The 19909-nt window shown below is 74.6% G+C and carries 12 protein-coding genes; 1 reads left to right on the forward strand and 11 read right to left on the reverse strand.

Going from position 1 to position 19909, the window contains the following annotated elements; all coding sequences use genetic code 11:
• Positions 1 to 159 precede the first annotated feature (159 nt).
• From ACFYUS_RS30725 to ACFYUS_RS30775, 11 genes are all read right to left on the reverse strand, one after another.
• Entirely contained in the window at positions 160 to 903 is a 744-nt protein-coding gene (locus ACFYUS_RS30725; RefSeq protein WP_388859275.1) for a 4'-phosphopantetheinyl transferase family protein, read from the reverse strand.
• Positions 896 to 3616, reverse strand: coding sequence for an amino acid adenylation domain-containing protein (locus tag ACFYUS_RS30730; protein ID WP_388859278.1), 2721 nt, complete (start codon positions 3614 to 3616; stop codon positions 896 to 898). Before ACFYUS_RS30730 ends, ACFYUS_RS30725 begins: the two co-directional genes overlap by 8 nt.
• 63 nt (positions 3617 to 3679) lie before the next feature.
• Complete coding sequence (locus ACFYUS_RS30735) at positions 3680 to 4504, reverse strand: SDR family oxidoreductase (RefSeq protein ID WP_388859281.1); 825 nt, start codon at positions 4502 to 4504, stop codon at positions 3680 to 3682.
• A complete protein-coding gene (locus ACFYUS_RS30740; RefSeq protein WP_388859284.1) occupies positions 4495 to 5247 on the reverse strand; it encodes a thioesterase II family protein in 753 nt (250 codons plus the stop codon). The genes ACFYUS_RS30735 and ACFYUS_RS30740 overlap by 10 nt, the downstream gene beginning before the upstream one ends.
• Before the next feature lies 1 nt (position 5248).
• Positions 5249 to 6514 carry a cytochrome P450 gene (locus ACFYUS_RS30745; RefSeq protein WP_388859287.1) on the reverse strand — a complete coding sequence of 422 codons (1266 nt, stop codon included), beginning with the start codon at positions 6512 to 6514 and terminating at the stop codon, positions 5249 to 5251.
• Positions 6511 to 8010, reverse strand: a complete 1500-nt coding sequence (locus ACFYUS_RS30750; protein ID WP_388859290.1) for an MFS transporter — start codon at positions 8008 to 8010, stop codon at positions 6511 to 6513. The genes ACFYUS_RS30745 and ACFYUS_RS30750 overlap by 4 nt, the downstream gene beginning before the upstream one ends.
• Positions 8007 to 11924, reverse strand: coding sequence for a type I polyketide synthase (locus ACFYUS_RS30755; RefSeq protein WP_388859293.1), 3918 nt, complete (start codon positions 11922 to 11924; stop codon positions 8007 to 8009). The genes ACFYUS_RS30750 and ACFYUS_RS30755 overlap by 4 nt, the downstream gene beginning before the upstream one ends.
• A 1-nt stretch (position 11925) precedes the next feature.
• The gene (locus ACFYUS_RS30760) at positions 11926 to 13098 is read right to left on the reverse strand and encodes a cytochrome P450 (RefSeq protein WP_388859296.1); all 1173 of its coding nucleotides are present in this window, start codon (positions 13096 to 13098) and stop codon (positions 11926 to 11928) included.
• A complete protein-coding gene (locus ACFYUS_RS30765) occupies positions 13095 to 16541 on the reverse strand; it encodes an amino acid adenylation domain-containing protein (RefSeq protein WP_388859300.1) in 3447 nt (1148 codons plus the stop codon). Before ACFYUS_RS30765 ends, ACFYUS_RS30760 begins: the two co-directional genes overlap by 4 nt.
• Positions 16538 to 18232 carry a condensation domain-containing protein gene (locus ACFYUS_RS30770; RefSeq protein WP_388859303.1) on the reverse strand — a complete coding sequence of 565 codons (1695 nt, stop codon included), beginning with the start codon at positions 18230 to 18232 and terminating at the stop codon, positions 16538 to 16540. Before ACFYUS_RS30770 ends, ACFYUS_RS30765 begins: the two co-directional genes overlap by 4 nt.
• Before the next feature lie 53 nt (positions 18233 to 18285).
• Positions 18286 to 18474 (reverse strand): hypothetical protein, encoded by a 189-nt coding sequence (locus ACFYUS_RS30775; RefSeq protein WP_388859306.1) that lies wholly within the window; start codon positions 18472 to 18474, stop codon positions 18286 to 18288.
• Between the two features lie 308 nt (positions 18475 to 18782).
• Between ACFYUS_RS30775 and ACFYUS_RS30780 the strand changes: the two genes are divergently transcribed.
• Positions 18783 to 19616 carry a LuxR C-terminal-related transcriptional regulator gene (locus tag ACFYUS_RS30780; protein WP_388859309.1) on the forward strand — a complete coding sequence of 278 codons (834 nt, stop codon included), beginning with the start codon at positions 18783 to 18785 and terminating at the stop codon, positions 19614 to 19616.
• The last annotated feature ends 293 nt before the right edge of the window (positions 19617 to 19909 follow it).

A 19909-nucleotide genomic window follows, 5' to 3' on the forward strand; every position in this document is an offset into this window, starting at 1 on the left:
TTCCCGAAGGACGCCGTCTCCGAGGTGAAGCGGTCACCCGTGAGCTGCATGCCGTCACCGGAGTCACCCGCGAAACGGATGATCACCCGGTCGAGTTTCTGGATCTCTTTGCCGAGGACCGGCATCAGGGAATCTCCTTATGAGGGAGGTGAGGGGGGGTCAGCTCGCCGTGGCGAGGACGACGGCGGCCGCGAACGAGGGGGTGGGGGCGGCCAGGTCGTGGAAGGTGAAGTCCCGTACTGCGGCGGGTGCTTCGGCCACTCCGACATAGGGGTCGGTGACTCCGTACGCGAGTCCCGCCCCGGTCGCCTTCAGGTAGGCCTCCTTGCGCGTCCACACCCGGGCCAGGGCCTTGGGGCGGTCCGCGTCCGGCAGTGCGCGCAGGGCGTGCTGCTCGCGGGGGTGGAGGGAGGGCAGTAGTTCTTCGGCGATGTCCGGCTGGGGGACGCCTTCGACGTCGGCGCCCACCGTGACTCCCGAGACGGCGATCAGGGCGAGGCCGCCGCTGTGCGAGAGCGAGAAGTGGGGGCCGCCGCCGGCGAGGGCGGGCCGGCCGTGGGGTTCGCCGCAGCAGGGGCAGTCCTCGCGGACGAGGTCCACCGACTCGGGTGCGAGTCCGGTGTATCCGCTGAGGACCAGGCGGAGGCCGATGTGCGCGGCCCGGTAGCGGTGCCGGTCGCCGGGGCGGCGGAGCCGGGCGGAGCGCTCGCGTTCCGCCGTGCTCAGCGGGGCCTGGGCGGCCGCCACCGGGTGGCCGCCCACGACCTCCCGGTCGGTGTCCAGCCACCACAGGGCCACGTCCTCGCCCCGCAGGGGCGGGCCCGGCTCCGGGGGTGTGTCGTCGAGCGCGTGGTACTGGAAGGGGGCACGCGCGGGCGAGGGGGCGTAGGCGAGCTCAGGCATCGGCGCCGGTCCCGGCGAGTTCGCGGATGGTGGGCGTGCGGAACAGGTCCCGCAGCGGTACGGCCGGCAGCCCGCGGTTGCGCAGTGCGGCGCTGATCCGCACCGCGAGGAGGGAGTTGCCGCCGAGCTCGAAGAAGTCGTCGTCGAGTCCGACCGGCGTGCCCAGTACGGTCGACCAGATCTCCTGGAGCACCGCGGCGGTCCCCTCCTCCCCGCCGGAGGCCGGCGCGGGGGCGGGAGCGGCCCGGGCGGGTTCCGGCAGCCGGGTGGCGTCGAGCTTGCCGTTGGTGGTCAGCGGCAGGGAGTCGAGCGCGGTGACGGTCGCGGGGAGCATGTAGCCGGGCAGTACGGTCGCGGCTCGCTTGCGCACTCCGACGGTGTCCAGGTCCGCCGGGACGACGTAGGCGTCGAGGCGGGCGGTGGCGGGGTCGTCCGGGTCCTCGCGGCGCACGACCACGGCCGCCGCCCGGACGTCCGGGTCCTCCAGGAGGACGGAGCGGATCTCGTCGAGCTCGATGCGGAAGCCGCGGATCTTCACCTGGCTGTCGATGCGTCCCAGGTGTTCCAGGGTGCCGTCGGGGCGCAGTCGGCCGAGGTCGCCGCTGTGGTACTGGCGACCGTCGGGGACGGTCGCGAACGGGTCCGCCGTGAACCGGGCCGCGGTGAGCTCGGGTTGGCCGAGGTAGCCGAGGGCCACGCCCGCGCCGCCGACGCGGATCTCTCCGGTGACGCCGGGCGGGACGAGCCGGCCGCGCGCGTCCGCCACGTACAGGTGCCAGCCGGGCAGCGCCGGGCCGACGGACTTCGAGCCGGCGAGGGCCAGCTCCCGGGTCAGGGTCTGTGCGGTGACGTGCACGGTGGTCTCGGTGATGCCGAACATGTTGACCATGCGGCACTCGTCCTCGGGGTGCCGGTCGAACCAGCGCAGCAGCATGCGGGCGTCCAGCGGCTCGCCGCCGAAGACGACCAGCCGCACGGCGAGCCGGGCGTGGTCCGTCTCCAGGAGCTGGGAGAAGGCGGAGGGCGTCTGGCTGAGGACGGTGACCCGCTCGCGCTCCAGCAGGTCGCGGAACTCCCCGGGTTCGCGGGAGACGAGGTACGGGACGACCACGAGCCGTCCTCCGGTCAGCAGGCAGCCCCAGATCTCCCAGACGGAGAAGTCGAACGCCCCGGAGTGGAAGAAGGTCCACACGTCGGCCGGGCCGAGGCCGTACTCGTCGCGGGTCGCGTCGATGAGCGCGACGACGTTGCGGTGCGGCACGACGACGCCCTTGGGGCGGCCGGTGGAGCCCGAGGTGTAGATGACGTACGCCGGGTCGTCGGGGCCCGCGGCGCCCGCCGGTTCGGCGATGCCGGGCGCGTCGCCCGAGTCGAGGAGCTCGTCGGGAGTGACGGGGGTGCCCGCCTCTGCGGGGTACTCCGCCAGCCGGGTGATCACCAGGTCGAGGCCGGCGTCCCGTGCCGTGTGGGCGAGCCGGTCGGACGGGTAGGCCGGGTCCGTGGGCACGTACGCCGCACCCGCCTTCAGCACGCCGAGCATGGCCACCACGAGTTCGGCGGTCCGCTCCAGGCAGATGCCGACCCGGTCGCCCGGGGTCACCCCGCGGGCCACCAGGCCCCGGGCCAGCCGGTCGGCCCGCAGGTCGAGCTCGCGGTAGGTGAGGGACGTGGTCCCGTCGCCGACCGCCGGAGCGTCCGGGCGGGCGGCGGCCGTCCGCGCGAAGCCGTCGACGAGCCGCTCCGGTACGCCGGTCAGGGCGCCCTCCGGCCGGCCGAGGGCCGCCACGCGCTCGCGCTCGGCGGCGTCGAGGAGCTCGACGTCGTCGGCGGGGATCTCCGGGGTCTCGGCGAACTGGCGCAGCACGTGCGCCAGGTGCCGCAGGAGCCCCTCGACGATCTCGGGAGCGAGGTGGCTGCGCCGGTAGGAGGCCCAGAGCCTGCTTCCGGTCCCGGCCCGCTCCCCGCCCGCCGCCGCGCGCGGCAGCACGGCGAGGGTCAGCGGGAACGGCGGCGCGAGGCAGGGCAGGTACTCCTCCGCGTACTTCCCCGGGTTCGCGACCGGGCCCGCGGGCTCGATCAGGCCCGCGGTCACCGGGCGCTCCGACGGCACCGGTACGGCGGTGCGCAGCGCGGCGAGCGGGGTGTCGCCGGGGATCGCGTAGGCGAGGGCGCCGCGCCGGTCGCCGGCGACGGTGATGTCACCGGTGGCGCCGTGTCCCTCGTAGCGGTGCATGGTCAGGGCGAGGGCGGCGAGCAGGACGGCCGGGTCCGCCGTGCCCGGCAGGTCGTCGGGCAGGTCGTGGGAGAGGGTCTCCCAGGTGGTGGCGGAGCGGGTCCCGCCGCCCCAGTCCGGGGCCGGGGCCGCGGCGGGTGCGCGGACGGACGAGCCGGACAGGGGGCCGGGATCCGCCCCCGTGACCAGGGCCCCCGCCAGAGCGTCGAGACCGGTCCGGTCGAGCATGGCGCGGTCGGCGACCAGGACCAGGTCCGCGAGACCGTCGCGGTAGCGCAGCAGGACGCACCGTACGGCGGCCGTCGGCCGGTTCAGCTCGGCGTTCCGCCGGCGACGGGCCTCCGGCTCGTCGGAGCCGGCCGCGACCTCCTCCACCCACAGCCGCCACGGGCCCGCCGCGCCCAGACGGGCGGTCAGCTCGGCGTCGCCCACCGAACCGCTCAGCCGGACCCGTACGGCATGGCACTGCTCACCCTCCATGGGGCGTCCTCCTTCTCTCTCACACACGTCACATCTGCCGGCCATGTGCCGGTCCGCGCCGTCTCAGCGCGCGGTGAACCCGCCGTCCACGGTCAGCACGGATCCGGTCACCTGCCGGGCGTCGTCCGAGAGGAGGTAGACCACGGCGGCGGCCACGTCCTCGGGCTCGATCAGGGCGTTCATGGGCTGCGCCTCGGTGAACGTCTGCTCGTGCTCGCCCACCTGGACCTCCAGGGCGCGGGCGATCTCGGCGAGCATCCGGCCCTCGGCGGTGGAGTCGTCCCGTACCGATCCGGGGCACACGGCGTTGACCCGCACCTTGGTGGGCGCGTAGTCGAGGGCCGCGGCCTTCGTCAGTCCGATCAGGCCGTGCTTGGCGGCGACGTAGCCGGCGAAGTGGCGGTAGCCGACCAGTCCGGCGGTGGAGGACACGTTGACGACGGAGCCGGAGCGGCGGGCGCTCATCGCGCCGGCGACCGCACGGATGACCCGGTAGGCGCCCGACAGGTCGACGTCGATCATCAGCGCCCACTCGTCCTCGCGGATCTCGTGCACCGGCCTGCCCGAAGGGGCCGCGATCCCCGCGTTGTTGACGACGCCGTCGATCCGGCCGAACCGGTCCTCGGCGAGGGCCACGGCGGCCTCCACCGAGGACGGGTCGCGGACGTCGCAGGCGGCGGTGAGCACGGCGGCGCCCTGCTTGCGGCACAGCGTGGCGGTGTGCTCCAACTGGCCGCGGGTGCCCAGCGGGTACGGCACGCCGTCGAGGTCGTCGCACAGGTCCAGGAGCGCGAGGTCGGCGCCCTCGGCGGCGCAGGCGAGGGCGGTGGCCCGGCCGAGACCCCGGGCCGCGCCGGTGACCAGGACGGTCTTTCCGGTCAGACGCACAGTTCCTCCGCCACCCGGTCCAGGTCCTCGGCGAGGATCCGGAGCAGCTCCGGCGCCGACTCGGCCAGGTACATGTGGCCGCCGTCCAGCTCCACGGCCCGGAAGCCGGCGTCCGTGGTGCGGACCCACGCCCCGGCCTCCGCGTGGCTGACGAGGGTGTCGGCGCTGCCGCGCAGGCTGGTCACGGGGACCGGGAGGGGCCGGTCGTCGGCCGGCAGGTACGACTCGTGCATCTCGACGTCGGCGCGGAGCGTGGGCAGGATCAGCTCGCGCATCTCGGGGTCCTGGAGGGCCTCGTCGGTGTAGCCGGCGAACTCGCTGACGCGGGCCAGGAAGGCGTCGTCGTCGAGGCCGGTGGCGTGCCGGTTCCGGGGCTCGGCCGGGTGCGGGGAGCCGCTGGCGAAGAGCCGTACGAGCGTCACGCCCGGGGTCGCGGCGAGCCGGCGGGCCAGCTCGTACGCGAGGACCGCGCCGAGGCTGTGGCCGAACAGGGCGACGCGGTGCGTCCCCGGGGTGTCGCCGGGCGCGGTGTCGCCGAGCGTCGCGAGCAGGTCGGCGAGCAGCCCGTCGGCGGCGGTGGACGCGTCCCGGTAGGGCTCCTCGTCGATGAGGCGCTCCCGGCCCGGCAGCTGGAGCGGCAGGACGTCGAGGCCGAGGGGTTCGGCGACGCGCTGCCAGGGCCGGTAGAAGGAGGCGCCGGCACCCGCGAAGGGCAGGCAGACGAGGGTGGTGCGGTCGGTCATGTCAGTTCCCCTCGGGGGCGTCGGCGGCGAGGCGGACGTCGTAGGTGACGGGCAGCTTCACCAGGCCGCGGCTGGTGGAGTTGTCGAAGAGCCACTCGATCTCCTCGGCGGGCACGGCCAGGCGCAGGCCCGGCAGGCGGCGCAGCAGGGTCGTGAAGGCGATCTGGCCCTCGACCCGGGAGAGCGGCGCGCCGACGCAGAAGTGCGGGCCCTGTCCGAAGGCGAGATGGCGGTTGGCGGTGCGGGTGATGTCCAGCTCGTCGGGGTTCTCGAAGGCCTCGGGGTCCCGGTTGGCGGAGCCCATCAGCAGGTGGACGAAGCTCTCCTTGGGGATGGGGCAGCCGCCGAGCTCCATGTCCTCGGCGGCGACGCGGAGGGTGCCGCGGTAGACCGGGGACTCGAAGCGCAGGAACTCCTCGATGGCGGACTCGGCCAGCTCCGGCCGGCTGCGCAGGAGCTCCAGCTGGTCGGGGTGGGTGAGCAGGGCGTGGACGCCGTTGCCTATGAGGTTGGCGGTGGTCTTGTGCCCGGCGATGATCAGCAGGACGAGGGTGGAGATCAGCTCGTCGTTGGTGAAGCGGCCCTCCTCGTCGGCGGCCCGCACCAGGATGCTGACCAGGTCCTCGCCGAGGTCCGCGCGCCGGTCGGCGAGCAGGTCGGTCAGGTAGCGCTCGATGTTCTCGCTGGCGTCCTTGAGCTTCTCGTTGGACTCGGCGTCGGGGTACGGGGCGCCGCTGAGCCAGTTGCCCCAGGTGTGGAGCTGCGGCCGGTCCTCGACCGGGACGCCGAGGAACTCGCAGATGACGCGCATCGGCAGCGAGAAGGCGAACTCCGTCAGGTTCACCTCTCCGTGCTCCGGGAAGGCGTCGATGAGCTCGTCGGTGATCTCCTGGATGCGCGGGCGCAGCACCTCCATCCGGCGCGGCACGAAGGCGCGGCTGACGAGCTTGCGCAGCCGGGTGTGCTCCGGCGGGTCGGCGGTCAGCATGTTGCGCACCAGGACCGGGCTGGAGTCCTTGACGAGGTCGCGGAACCAGGCGGGGGCGTTGTCGACCTTCTTGGACAGCCGCGGGTCGCTGAACGCCTTGAGGGTGGTCGCGTAGTCGGAGACCACGTAACCCTCGCCTCCCACCGGGTAGTTGATGGCGTGGACGGGGCAACCGGTGGCACGCAGCTCGGCGTTGCCGGCGTGGAGGTCGTTGCCCTCGGGGGCGGTGAAGAACTCGGGGGGAAGCTGCTCGGCGGTGCGGGGCAGTTCGGTGGTCATCGGGTCTCTCCTTCGTCGTCCGCGGACGCCGTGTCGGAAGGCTTCGTGTCGGAAGGCGCCTTGTCGGAGGGCGTGGTGTCGGCGGGCTTCGTGTCGGCGGCCTTCGTGTCGACGGACACGGTGTCCGCGTACGTCTCCGGGGGCGCGAGGTTGCGGATGCGCGGGCTGAGGGTGGGCAGGGCGGCCAGTCCCGAGACGACGGCCATGACGGTGAACACCCAGACCGGGCCGGCCTGGTCGAAGATGGTGCCGATGGCGAACACGCCGACGGGGGCGGCGATCATCGACATGAACATCACGGCGCCGAGGACCCGGCCCTGCGCCTTGTCCGGGACCATCGCCGCGAGATAGGCGAGGAACAGGGCGCTGGTGATGGGGCCGCGCAGGAACACGCAGGCGACGATGATGCCGAGCGGGACGAGCCCGGAGACGTTGGCGAGCAGCACGGCGGCCACCGGGCCGATCCACGCGGCGGTCAGGAAGAGCGTGGACGGCGCGAACCTCTTGATGACCGGGCCCGCGATGAGCGAGCCGACCAGACCGCCGACGCCGGCGATGGACAGCAGCATGCCCGTGAAGCCCGCGGAGGCGCCCCGGCTCTCGGCGGTGGCGATGAGCGCGAGGAAGACGCCGGAGTGGGTGAACGCCATGTTGGAGCCCATGATCCAGACGATCAGCAGCCGCAGGACCGGCTGGCGCGCCAGGATCCGGAAGCCCTCGGCCGTGTTGCGCTTCTCCCCGGGGGCGAGCTGCTCCACCTTCATCGGCTTGCGGATGAACAGCAGCAGGACCGTGGAGACGAGGAAGCCGACGGCCGCGCTCAGGAACGGGAAGGCGCGCGCCACGCCGAAGAGGGTGCCGCCGACGGGCGGGCCGCCCATGGTCGCGGCGAAGTAGCGGATCTGGTTCTGGGCGGTGGCCTGGGTGAGCTGGGACGGCGGGACGAGCTGCTTGATCGCGGCGAGACCGGTCGGGTTGGAGATGCCGAGACAGGCGGCCGAGCCCACGGCGACGGTGAAGATGAGGGCGGGGTGGGTCTGGCCGGCGAGGATCAGCGCGCCGAAGAGGCCGAGCAGGACGACCCGGACCACATTGCAGATGATCATCAGCAGTCGGCGGTCCATCCGGTCGGCGAGCGTGCCGCCGGGGATGGAGAGCAGACTGGCGGTGATGAGCTGGGCCGATCCGACCGCGCCGGCGTAGAAGGCGGAGCCGGTGGACGACAGGATGAGCAGGGGGTACGCGACCTCCGCGGTCTCCTTCGCGAGCGCGGCGAACGCCTCGCTGGTCCACAGCGCCTGGAAGTCGAGGTTCTTCAGAAGCGGCTTCTCCGCCGTCTCCGGCTTCTCGGCCTGCTCCGCCTGTTCGGGCTTCTCCGCCGTCTCCGGCTTCTCCGCCTGTTCGGGCTTCTCCGCCTGCTTCTGCGGCTTCGGCCGCTCCTCTTCCTTCCGCTCCTCGTCCGCCATGCTGTCGGGCGGTGTCTGAGAGACCGTCATGAGTCCTTCCTCTCTTCGTGTTCCGCGGCCCGGGGGACCGTCTTGAGTGCCTCGTCGAGGCGCGAGGCCAGCTCGTCGACGTGCGGGGACCGCAGCATCGACCAGTGGTCGCCGGCGACCGGGACCACGCGCAGACCCGCCGGGTGCAGCCCCGCGAGACGCCGGCCGAGGCGGGCGGCCGTGCCCGGGTCCGCCTCCGCCTTGAAGAGCACGGCGGGGCACGTCACCGGGCCGGGCCGGTGGGCCAGCACGGCGGCCTGGCCGGCGAGGAACCGGCGGCGCGCCTCCGGGTCGGCGCGGAGCGCCCCGGCGGCCGGCCCGACTCCGAGCAGGGTGTCGAGGCCCGCCCGTACCCCGCCGAGCAGGAAGTCCGGGGCCGCGGCGACGGGCAGCGGGCGGGTGTCGGGCACGTAGCCGTCGAGGCCGAACAGCAGGTCCACCGTCCGCCCCTGCCGGATGAGCAGCCGCGCGGTCTCGTGCGCGACCACGGCGCCGAAGGACCAGCCGCCGAGGGTGTACGGACCTTCCGGCTGGACGCTCAGCAGGGTCCGGGCGTGTGCGGCGGCCAGGGCGCGGATGCCGCCGCCGCGGGGCACGGGCCGCTCCAGGGCCAGGACCGGGCGGTCGCCCGCGGGGGAGAGGCGCGCGGCCAGTTCCCGGTAGGGCAGGGCGTTGCCGAGGGCGTCCGCGACGAGGAAGACGGGACGTCCGGTGCCCTCCCGCAGGGTGGCCACGCCGGGCGGCGGCGCGTCGGGGACGGGGCCGTCCCCGACGGGCAGCCGCTGCTCGACGAGTTCGACGAGTCCGGCGAAGGTGCCCTTCAGGGAGAACTCGGTGACGGAGATCTTCACGCCGACGCGTTCGCGGACGGCGGTGGTGAGCGCGAGGGCGAGCAGCGACTCGCCGCCGAGCGTGAAGAAGTCGTCCCCGTCGGCCACGGCGGCGACGCCGAGGGTCTGGCACCATGCCTCTTCGAGGACGGCCCGCAGGGGGCGGCGTCCGGCGTCCGGGCGACCGGGGGCCGTCTCCGGGCGCCGGACGCTCCCCGGCGCCTTCGGCGGGGCCTCGCCCAGGAACGGATCCTCACCCAGGAACGGGTGCGCGGGCAGCGAGCAGGACGCGGGCCGGTCCTCGGGGTCGGCGTACCGCGCCTCCAGGACCGTCTCCAGGGCGCCGTCGACGCCGAGTTCCCACAGGGCGCCGATCGCGTCGAGGAGCCCGGTCTCGGCGTCGGTCCGCCCGCCGGGGGCGAGCCGTACGGTCCGGTGGCCGGGGTCCCAGCCGGGCGCGGTCCGCAGCGAGCCGGTCATCGAGCCGCCGGGGCCCAGTTCGAGGTACGTGGTGCAGCCGGCGGCCAGCAGGGTGGCGGTGCCGGTGTCGAGCCGGACCGGCTCGCGCAGGTGCGCGGCCCAGTAGCCGGGTTCGGTCGCGGCCTCGGGATCGGCCCAGTCGCCGGTGGTGTTGGAGATGTACGGCAGCCGTGGCGGGCGGGCGGGCATCGACGACAGATGGTCCCGCACCGCCTCGGCTGCCGAGTTCATGGCCGGCGAGTGGAAGGCCCGCCGGGTGTGGACGGGGGTGACGCGCAGTCCGTCCAGCGCGTCCCCCGCGAGGAGGAGGTCCATGGCGGCCTCGGGGCCGGAGAGCACCGCCGAGCCGTTGCCGCGCACCGCGACGGTGACGTCCGCGTCCGCGGGCAGCCGGCCCTCGACCTCGTCCGGGGCGGCCTCGACCAGGGCCATCCGGCCGGGGGAGGCGTCGCGCATCTCGACGGCCCGCCGGTGGACCAGGCCGACGGCGTCCGGCAGGCTCCACACCCCGGCGAGGGCCGCGGCGGCGTACTCGCCGATGCTGTTGCCGAGCATGGCGTGCGGGGTGACGCCCCACGCGGCCAGCTGGCGCCCGAAGGCGAGGCCCAGCGCGAAGAGGCCGAGCTGCTGGTGGACGGTGTCGGCGTACCAGTCGTCCGTGTCCGGGCCGGCGGGCGCCGGGACGATCACCGGGCCGAGGTCCACGCCGCACTTCTCGTACGCGATCGTGCGGACCTCGTCGAAGGCGGCGCGGAACTCCGGCAGCAGCCGGTGCGCGGCCTCGCCCGCGGCGCTCTTGAGCGTGCCCTGCCCCGGGAAGAGGAAGGCCACCTTGCCCAACCGCCGCGGATCGCCGAGAAGCCCGGCGGCAGCGGCGGCGCCCGCCGCGCGCAGCGCCTCCCCGGCCCGTTCCGCGTCGCGTACGACCACGGCCTGGCGGTGCCGGTGGACCCGGCGCCCCGCCAACGTCCTTGCGACCGCGTCGAGTCCGGGCGCCCCGGGCGCGTGCCCGGTGGTCCGTGCGGGGGCGTCGAGGTGCGGTGCCTCGGTTCCGTGCCCGGTGGTCCGTGCGGGCGCGTCGAGGTCCGGGACCTCGGCTCCGCGCCCGGCCGGACCCGTGGGGGCGTCGAGTTCCTGGTCCGAGGCCACGGTCTCCCGCGTCTCCGTCACCGTGGTGACGTGCCGCGCCAGCGCCTCGCCCAGGCCCGCCAGGGCCCGCGTGTTCTGCGCCGACAGGGCCAGCAGCTCCGGCCCGGCGGCCCGGGGGGCGGCGGGGCGGCGCGGGAGGGCCGGGGGTTCGGTCAGGACCGCGTGGGCGTTGGTGCCGCCCACGCCGAACGAGCTGACCGCGCCGGCCCGCAGTTCCTGGCCCGCGCCGAGCTCCCAGGGCTCGAAGCGCTCCGTCACGCGGAAGGGCGAACGCTCCAGGTCGAGCAGGGGGTTGGGGGCCGTGTAGTGGGCGGTCGGGTAGATCTCGCGGTGCTCCAGCATGAGCGCCGTCTTGATCAGGCCCGTGACGCCGGCGGCCGCGCCGGTGTGCCCGACGTGGCCCTTGACGGCGCCGAGGGCGCACCAGCCGGTCTCCCCGCTCGCGGGTCCGAAGACCTCGGTGAGCGCCTGTATCTCGATGGGGTCGCCCAGTTGCGTGGCGGTGCCGTGCGCCTCCACGTGCCCGATGGCGGTGGGGGAGAGGCCCGCGGCGTCCAGGGCCGCGCGGATGACCTCGCTCTGGCCGGCGGCGGAGGGCGCGGTGTACGCCATCTTGTCCGCGCCGTCGTTGTTGACCGCCGTGCCCGCGATGACGGCGGCGATCCGGTCGCCGTCGCGCACGGCGTCGGCGAGCCGCTTGAGCACGACCACGCCGACGCCCTCGCTGGGCACCGTACCCGCGGACCGGACGTCGAACGGGCGGCAGTGCCCGTCCGGCGCGAGGATCCCGCCGGGTTCGAAGAGGTAGCCCCACTCGCCGTCCGGCATCACGGTGACGCCGCCCGCGAGGGCCGCGTCGCACTCGCCGCCCGCCAGCGCCCGCACCGCGAGGTGGACGGCGGTGAGCGAGGTGGAGCAGGCGGTCTGCACGGTGAGGGCGGGCCCCCGCAGGCCGAGCTTGTAGGCGACGCGGGTGGCGACGAAGTCCTTCTCCCGCCCGATGTGCCGGGCCAGTTCGCCCAGCCCGTCGTCGGCGCGGCCCGGCCCCGAGCGGTCGGCGCCCGCGTAGACGCCGATCCGGCCCGGGAACCGTACGGGGTCGAGGCCGGCGTCGTCGACGGCCGTGGCCGCGCACTCCAGGAAGACCCGCTGCTGCGGGTCCATCGCCGCCGCCTCCGCCCGGCTGTACCGGAAGAAGGACCAGTCGAAGCGGCGGGAGTCCTCGATGACGCCCATGGCCGGCACGAAGTTCTCCCGGCCCGCGTAGGCGGGGTCCACCCCGGACCGGAGCAGCTCCTCGCGGCCGGGCCGGCTGATGCCGTCCCGGCCGGCCCGCAGCATCGCCCGGAAGGCGCGGACGTCACGCGCGCCGGGCAGCCGGCAGGCCATGCCGACGACGGCGACGGCGCCGTCGTCGGGAGACACCGGAGTGCCTCCGGCGAGAGTGGTGGACATATCAGACTTCTCCGCCCAGTTCGACGTACAGGTGGTCGAGGCCGACGTAGCTGAGGTTGGGACCCCACACCGCGGCCTCGTCGGACAGCCGGGCGTGCGGGAAGCGCGCCGCCAGCCGGCGCAGCAGGATCGCCGCCTCCAGCCGGGCCAGCGGAGCGCCCACGCAGTAGTGCGGCCCGTGGCCGAAGACGAGGTTCCGGTCCCCGGCCGCCGGAGCGGCACCGGTGACCGGGCAGGCCGCCGGCGCCCCGGGGTCCTGGGCGGCCTCGTCCAGCGGCCCCTGGCCGGTCAGGCTCACCAGGACCAGGTCCCCCTGACGCAGCCGCGCCCCCGCGAACTCCTGGTCGTACGCGGCGACCCGGGCGAGGTGCCGCAGCGGCGGCCGGCCGACCAGCACCGCCTCCACGAGGCCGGTCACCGCGCCCGGTTCGTCGCGGACGACGGTCTCCCACAGCGCCCGGTCGCCGAGCGCGGTCAGGACCGTGGAGCCGAGCAGCGAGGCGGTGGTCTCCAGGCCGCCGAACAGGCACATGGCCCAGGTGGCGGTGGTCCGCGCCCGGTCCTCCGGGGTGTCGGTGGGGAAGCCGTCCAGGGCCCGGGCCCCGACGAGCGCCTCGGACATCTCCACCATGACCCGGTGGGCGGCCTGCGCGTAGTCGCGGCGGTACATGGCGCCGATGAACAGCGACAGGGTCCGCGACCACTCGTGCAGCACGGGCGGAGGCACGTCGATCCCGACGACGTGGGCCATGACCCGGCCGGAGATGCCCTCGGCGACGGCCGGCATGACGTCCTGCGGAGCGGCCCCGGCGGCGAGCGCGCCGAGGCACTCGTCGGTGATCTCCTCGACGCGCGGAGCGAGCGACCGTACGTACGAGGCGGAGAACATGCGCTGCACCGGGCGCCGCAGGGCCGTGTGCTCGGGGGCGTCGGCCTGGACGAACCACAGCCGCAGGAACTCGGTGAGCTCCCGGTACTCGGCGCGGGCCGCGTCCGTCATGTAGAGCTGGAAGGAGCGCTCGAAGGTCCCGGAGGCGAAGCCGGGGTGGTTGAGGACCTTCAGGGCCAGGGCCGGGTCGGCCACGACCCAGCAGTCCAGTCCGTCGTCCCACTCCGGGGCCCGCACGCCGTCCGCGAGGGACGGCGGCGGGACCGGTGCCGTGGCAGAGGTCATCGCTCCGCGGCCTTCTCGATGAGCGCGCTCAGCCCGGCGGGCGTGGGCGCCAGCAGGAAGTCCCGCAGCCGTACGGTCGCGCCCATCTCCTGCTTGACCTTGCGCATGAGGCGTACGGCGCCGAGGGAGTTGCCGCCGATCACGAAGAAGTCGGTGTCCTCGGTGACTCCGGTGACGGGCTCGCCCTCGATGACGGCGGCGAACAGCCCGGCGATGCGCTCCAGGTCCACCCCGGCCGGAGCCGGAGCGGCCGCGGGCTCCTCGACGGCCGGCGCGGGCGTGCCGGCGGACCGCTTGGCGGGCCCGGCGGCGGCGACGAGCGCCCGCCGGTCCACCTTGCCGTTGGCGGTCACCGGCAGCCGGTCCACCACGGCCCACAGGTTCGGCACCATGTAGGACGGCAGCGTCTCGGTGAGCAGTTCGCGCAGCGCGACCGCGTCGACGGACGCGCCCGGCGCGAGGACGACGGCGGCCACGAGGCGCTTGTCGGCGCCGTCGCCGTCGGTCACGACCACCACGGCGTCCTGCACCCCGGGGTGCCCGGTGAGCACGTCGCTGATGGCGCTCAGCTCGATCCGGTAGCCGCGCAGCTTGACCTGGTCGTCGGCGCGGCCGAGGAAGCGGAGGCGGCCGCTGGTGTCGACCCTGACCAGGTCGCCGGTGCGGTAGAGGCGCTCGGGCACGTCGGGGGAGAGGTGCCCGAACACCCGGGCCGTCTCCGCCTCGTCGCCGAGGTATCCGTCGGCCAGGCCGTCACCGCCGGTGTAGAGCTCGCCGACCGCGCCGGGCGGGAGCTGACGGCGACGGGCGTCGAGGACGTGGACGCGGGTGCCGGGCACGGGGCGGCCGATGGGCAGGGGTCCGTCCACGTCCTCGGGGCGCGCCACCGAGTGGGTGGTGGTGAAGGTGGTGTTCTCGGTCGGGCCGTATCCGTTGGTGACCACGATGCCGGGGTGCCGGGCGAGGAGGCGGGCGGTGTGCTCGTGGGGCACCACGTCGCCGCCGGTCAGCAGCTGGCGCAGGCCGCCGAGGGACTCCGGCGCGAACTCCTCGACCAGCCGGAAGAGTCCGGCGGTCAGCCAGGCGACGGTGACCCCGCGCTCCTGCAGGAAGGCGCCCAGCTCGGTCGGCGAGGCGAGGCCGGGCGGGTGCACCTCCAGGACGGCGCCGGTGAGCAGGGCGCCCCACAGTTCGAGGGTGGAGGCGTCGAAGGACAGCGGGGAGAGCCGCAGCATCCGCTCGCCCGCGCCGAGGCGGACGTAACCGGCCTCGTGGACCAGGCGGATGACGGCCCGGTGCGGGACGCACACCCCCTTGGGCTGCCCGGTGGAGCCCGAGGTGAAGGCGACGTACGCCAGGCGCGCCGGGTCGGCGGGCGGGGTGGGCACGGCGTCGGCCGGGCCGGGCCGCCAGGCGGGCTCCCAGGTCGCGACGGCGGGCACCCCGAGGCCGGCGAAGCGTTCGGCGACCGGGCCGGTGACGGGGCCGGTGAGGGCGGCGGTGGGCCGGGCCTTGTCCAGGATCTTGGCGACGTGCCCGTCGGGCAGCGCCGGGTCGATGCCGACGTACGCGGCGCCCGCCCAGGCGACGCCGAGGACGGCGACGGCCTCGGCCACCGAGCGCTCCACGCCCACCAGGACCCGGTCGCCCGGCCGTACGCCGGCGGCGAGCAGCAGGCGGGCCTGTTCGGCGGCGGCCTCGACCAGCCGGCCGTACGTCAGGGTGTGCTCGGCGTCGCGGACGGCGACGGCGTCGGGCGCCTGCGCGGCCACCTCGCGGAAGAGGGCGTCGAGCGAGGTGACGGGGAAGTCCCGGCCGCTCGCGTTGATCTCGTCGAGCAGCGCGCGGCCCTCGGCGGAGATGCCGCGGACGTCTTCGAGGCGGGCGTCGGGGGCGTCGGCGAGCTGCCCGACCGCCGTGCGGAAGTCGGCGACGAACGCCTCCGCCTCCGCCTGGTGCCAGACGCTCGTGGCGTACTCCAGGTGACCGGCGTACGAGGGGTCGGCGTGGCCGATGAGCATGGTCAGGTCGAACTGGGAGCCGCCGCCGTGGCCTTCCTCGACGCGGACGCGCAGCGGTCCGGCGGTCAGTTCGCGCGGCACGAGCTGGTCGTGCATGCCGAAGCAGACCTGGACGAGCGGGTGGCAGCCGAGGCTGCGCTCGACGCCGAGGCGGGCGACGAGCTCCTCGAAGGGCAGGTCGCCGGCGTCGATGGCGGCGGCGAGCGAGCGGTGGACCCCGCGCAGGAAGGCGGCGGCGTCGAGGTCGTCGTCCACGTCGACGCGTACGGGCACGAGGTTGCCCGCGACGGCGACGAGACGGTTCAGCTCGGAGCTGCCGCGGCCGAGCAGGGGGACGCCCACCAGGAGGCTGCGGACTCCGGTGCGGCGGGCCAGCGTGAGGCCGAAGGCGCCGAGCAGGAAGGCGTACGGGGTGATGCCGAGGGCGCGGGCCCGGGCGGCGACCCGCTCGGTGACGGCGGGGCCGAGGTCGAGGCCGAGGCGGTCGCCGGCGCCGTCCTGGACGGCCGGGCGCTGCCGGTCGGCGGGGAGTTCGAGGACGGACGGCACCCCGTCGAGGCGGTCGCGCCAGAGCGCGGTCTGCTCGTCCCAGGCGCCCCGCGCCCTGGCCTCCTCCTGGTGGCGGCGCAGGGCCGCGAGGGGGGTGCCGAGGTCGCGGGGGACGGCCCGGCCGGCCGCGGTGCCGAGTTCGGTGTACGTCTCCAGGAGCTCCCGGAGCAACTGGCCGACGGCGTGGCCGTCGAGGACCATGTGGTGCGCGGCGAGGACGAGGGCGCTGCGCTCGTCGGAGGCGTCGGCGGGGGTCCAGTACCCGAACCGGTAGGCGGGGGCGGCGGCCAGGTCGAAGGGCTCGCGGCCGAGGGCGGCCCCCTGGCTGCGGACCTCGTTCTCGAAGGCCTCGGCCGGGCCCACGTAGGTGTGCTCGATCAGTTCGGGTACGTGGGCGGGCAGGATCTCCTGGACCACGTCGTCGTCGCTCTCGCGGAAGACGGTCCGCAGTCCCTCGTGGCGGGCGACGGTGGCGGCGACGGCCTTGGCGAGCACGTCGCGGTCGAGCCGGCCGCCGTCGGTGAAGCAGCGGAAGACGAGGTTGTACGGGGAGCCGCCGGCGACCCGCTCGATCAGCCACATGCCGCGCTGGGCGGGGGTGAGCGGCTGGTCGGCCTGCTCCTCCCGGTCGTCGGCGCGGGCGTCGGGCCCGGTGGCGGCGACGGGCGTGGCGCCGTCGAGGACCTGGGCGAGCGGGGCGTCGCCGAGCAGTTCCATGAGCGCCACGCGCAGTCCGAGCTCCTCCTGGAGGACGGCGGCGAGGCGCATGGCGCGCAGCGAGTCGCCGCCGAGGGAGATGAAGCTCTCGTCGCCGAAGGCGTCGGGGCCGTCCGGGACGTCCAGGATCTCGGCGGCCAGTGAGCGGGCCGTCATCGGGCGGCTCCGCCCTGGGTGCGGGCGGCGGCGAGGAGCGCGGCCCGGTCCCCGGCGGCGGCGGCGGGGGCGGCGGCCGGCTCGGCCGCGGCGGCGATGAGGTCGGCCTGGCCGCTGACGGTGGGCGAGCGGAACAGGTCCATGGTGCGGACCTCGCGGCCGGAGGCCTGGCCGAGGCGCTCGACGAGGAGGACGAGGAGCAGCGAGTCGCCGCCGGACTCGAAGAAGCTGATGTCGTCGGCGATGTCGTCGGCGCCCAGGATCTCGCGCCAGATGGAGCGGACGAGTTCGAGGCGGGCGGCCGGGTCGTCCAGGTCGACGGCGGTGGCGGTGGGGCGTACGGACTCTTCGAGCACGGGATTCTCCGGGAAGGTGGCGAGGTCCGCGGCGCTGTGCCGCAGAGCGTTGAGGAAGTCCTGGACGTCGCCGGTGTCGAACACGTTGACCGGGTAGTCCAGGGACAGGGCGAGCCGTCGTCCGTCGGGCGTGTCCTCCAGGCGGACGAACACGGCCAGGTCGTACTTGACGAACATCGGGTCGAGCGGACGCAGCCTCCCGGTGGTGCCGGGGGTGAGGTCCACGGACCGGGGCGCCTCGTCGAGGTTGACCAGGACCGGCGACAGCGGCGGCCACAGGGCGTTCCGGTCGGGGTTGAGGGCGGCGGACACCGCGTCCAGGGGGACGTCGCTGTCGACGAACGCCTCCATGCCGCTGACGCGTACGTCGCCGAGCAGGTCGTGCCAGGTGTCCTCGGGCCCGAGGGTGACCCGGAGCACGACGGTGGTCATGAACATCCCGATCACGTCGGCGGTGTCGGGATCGTCACGCCCCGGCCAGGCGAAGGCGATGAGGAAGTCGCGCTGGGGCCCGGTGCGGGCGAGGGTGGCGGCCAGGAGCGCGACACCGACCATGAAGGGGGTGCAGCCCTCCTGGGCCGCCACCGCCATGACCCGCGCCGTGGTGCCGGGGTCGAGGGAGGTGGCGAGGGAGGCTCCGAGCAGCGATTCCGCGGACCCGTCGAGGGGGGTGCGGGGAAGGGGCAGCAGGACCTCGGCGGGTGCGCCGCGCAGCCGGTCGACGACTTCGGCGACCTGCTCGGCGATCTCCTCCGGGGCGCGCTCGGCGACGACGGAGGCGGGGTGCGGCGGCGCGCTCAACCGCGGCTCGACCCCGGCTGCGGCGGCCCGGTAGAGGATCTGGATGTCCTCCAGGAGCATGCCGCGGGACACCCCGTCGAAGACGATGTGGTGCACGTTGAGCGCGAGCAGGGTGCGCTCGGCTCCCATGCGGATGACCTCGGCACGGGCGGGTGCGTCCTGGGCGAGGTCGAAGGGCGCGGCGCTCAGGGCCCGCACCAGGTTGTCGACCTCCTCCTCGGTCCAGCCCTCGGCCTCGGCGTCGAGGAAGCCGGGCTCGGCCGGCGGACCGTCGGTGCGGTACTCGACCTGGCGGCGTCTGACGTCGAGCCGGAAGCGGGCCCGGAGCGAGGGGTGCCGGGAGAGGGCCCGTCCGACCGCCGACAGGAGGGCCCGGTGGTCCACGGGGCCGGTGAACTCGACGACCGTGGGGACCAGTTGGGTGGGACGCAGCAGCTCGTCCCGGTCCAGGACCCACATGCCTTGCTGCACCCGGGTGGCCGGATACCAGACGTGATCGGACGGTGACGCACCGTGCGGTGCCGCGGGCAGCACGAAGGGGCCTCCGAAATCTGCGGAAGGGGCGGACGGGGTGGGTGAGCGGGGGCTCAGCCCCACTGGGAGTCGTCGGCGACGGCGAGCGTCGCGGGGGTGACGGTCGGCGGCGGGGTCGGGCCCCACTGGGAGTCGGCGGCCACGACGGTGGCGGGAGCGGCGGCGACGGCGGCCAGGCCCGCGGTGGCCAGAATCGTCAGTGCGAAGGCGGCCAGGGAGCGGACGGAAACGCGCTGAAGCATCTTTCTACCTTGCTTTCTTACTTGGTCAGAGTTGGTCTGCACGGTTCAGAGCTGGGTGGTTCCCCGGCCGAAATCTTGCGTTGTCTTTGCGCCCCAGGTCTCGCTGATCGGGGAGGATGATCCTGCAATGCGAGAACCAGCAGGGTGGGAAAATGTGCACGAGAGCGGACATTGGAAACGAAGGAGGCGCAGGTCGGACCACCGAGATCTGCGCGGACGGCCTTCAGTACTACGCGGACGCGCTGCAGGGCCGGCCCGCGTCCGGTGAATGTCCGCGATGCCTGCTCGACCTGGGACTCGTCCAGCGCGTGCCGGACGGGACGCTGGCCCCGATCCCGCCGCGGCTGGCGGCCGGCGCCCAGATGGAGCACATGGAACGCGTCATCGAGGAGAAGAAGAACGCCCTGGCGGCCATGCGGGCCGCCGTCGCCCAGGCGCAGGAGATCTACCTCGACAGCTACGGCAAGGGGGAGTCGCACCTGATCCGCGTGGTCCAGGGGGCCAACGCGATCAGCGCCACCCTCTCGGCTGCGGTCCACGCCTGCCAGGAGGAACTGCTGACGGCGCAGCCCGGCGGCGGCCGGCCCCAGGAGATGCTGGACAAGGCGCTCGCCAGCGATCTGGAGGCGATCGAGCGGGGCGTGTCGCAGCGGACGATCTACCAGCACACGATCCGCTCCCACCAGCCCACGCTCACGTACGTCGAGCACATCGCCCAGGCGGGCGGCGAGGTGCGGACGCTGGACGAGGTCTTCGACCGGCTGATCATCTGCGACCGCAAGGTCGCCTTCATCCCCGATCCCAGCTCCGAGCGGAGCGAGACCGCGCTCGCCGTGGAACATCCGGGCGTGGTCCGGTACCTGGTCGGCATCTTCGAGCACACCTGGCAGCGGGCGTCGCCGCTGCGCAGCTTCCCCAGCACCCGGCTGCCCCCGCTGCTGACGGACGAGGTGCGCCGGGCGATCCTGCGGCACATGGTCAACGGCCACACGGACGAGGCGATCGCGGCCCGCCTCGGCATGAGCACCCGCAGCGTGGCCAACCACATGCGCTGGGCGGCGGAGCTGTTCGGCAGCCGCAGCCGGGCGCAGCTGGCGTACCTGATCGCCAAGAGCGGCTTCCTGGACGACGTACCGGAGTGACGGGCCGACATGCCGGACGGGGGAGACGTGGCTTCACCTTCCCCCGGGCGTCATGTACGTTGTGCCCACAGCACCATTCCCGCGCGGCCGTCTCCCGGCCGCCGCCCCGCGCAGACCGGTTGGTTCCCCGTCGCGCCACGCTGGGCCCCGCCCCGGGTCGTGATCCCGGTGGTCCGTGCCCCGTCCCTTCTCTCGTGCGCCCCGCGCCGTGCCCTTCCGCACGGTGCGGGCCCGCACGTCATGGCGCGTCCCACCGCCCGCCCCGGCGAAAGCCCGCCCGGCGAAAGGAAGAC

It is taken from the genome of Streptomyces sp. NPDC004284 (genome assembly GCF_042874035.1).
Classification (GTDB): domain Bacteria; phylum Actinomycetota; class Actinomycetes; order Streptomycetales; family Streptomycetaceae; genus Streptomyces.

Excerpts from the sequence above, each read along its gene's own strand:
- ACFYUS_RS30725 (WP_388859275.1), bottom strand. The coding sequence starts at position 903 with ATGCCTGAGCTCGCCTACGCCCCCTCGCCCGCGCGTGCCCCCTTCCAG.
- ACFYUS_RS30730 (WP_388859278.1), bottom strand. The coding sequence starts at position 3,616 with ATGGAGGGTGAGCAGTGCCATGCCGTACGGGTCCGGCTGAGCGGTTCG.
- ACFYUS_RS30740 (WP_388859284.1), bottom strand. The coding sequence starts at position 5,247 with ATGACCGACCGCACCACCCTCGTCTGCCTGCCCTTCGCGGGTGCCGGC.
- ACFYUS_RS30745 (WP_388859287.1), bottom strand. The coding sequence starts at position 6,514 with ATGACCACCGAACTGCCCCGCACCGCCGAGCAGCTTCCCCCCGAGTTC.
- ACFYUS_RS30750 (WP_388859290.1), bottom strand. The coding sequence starts at position 8,010 with ATGACGGTCTCTCAGACACCGCCCGACAGCATGGCGGACGAGGAGCGG.
- ACFYUS_RS30755 (WP_388859293.1), bottom strand. The coding sequence starts at position 11,924 with ATGTCCACCACTCTCGCCGGAGGCACTCCGGTGTCTCCCGACGACGGC.
- ACFYUS_RS30760 (WP_388859296.1), bottom strand. The coding sequence starts at position 13,098 with ATGACCTCTGCCACGGCACCGGTCCCGCCGCCGTCCCTCGCGGACGGC.
- ACFYUS_RS30765 (WP_388859300.1), bottom strand. The coding sequence starts at position 16,541 with ATGACGGCCCGCTCACTGGCCGCCGAGATCCTGGACGTCCCGGACGGC.
- ACFYUS_RS30775 (WP_388859306.1), bottom strand. The coding sequence starts at position 18,474 with ATGCTTCAGCGCGTTTCCGTCCGCTCCCTGGCCGCCTTCGCACTGACG.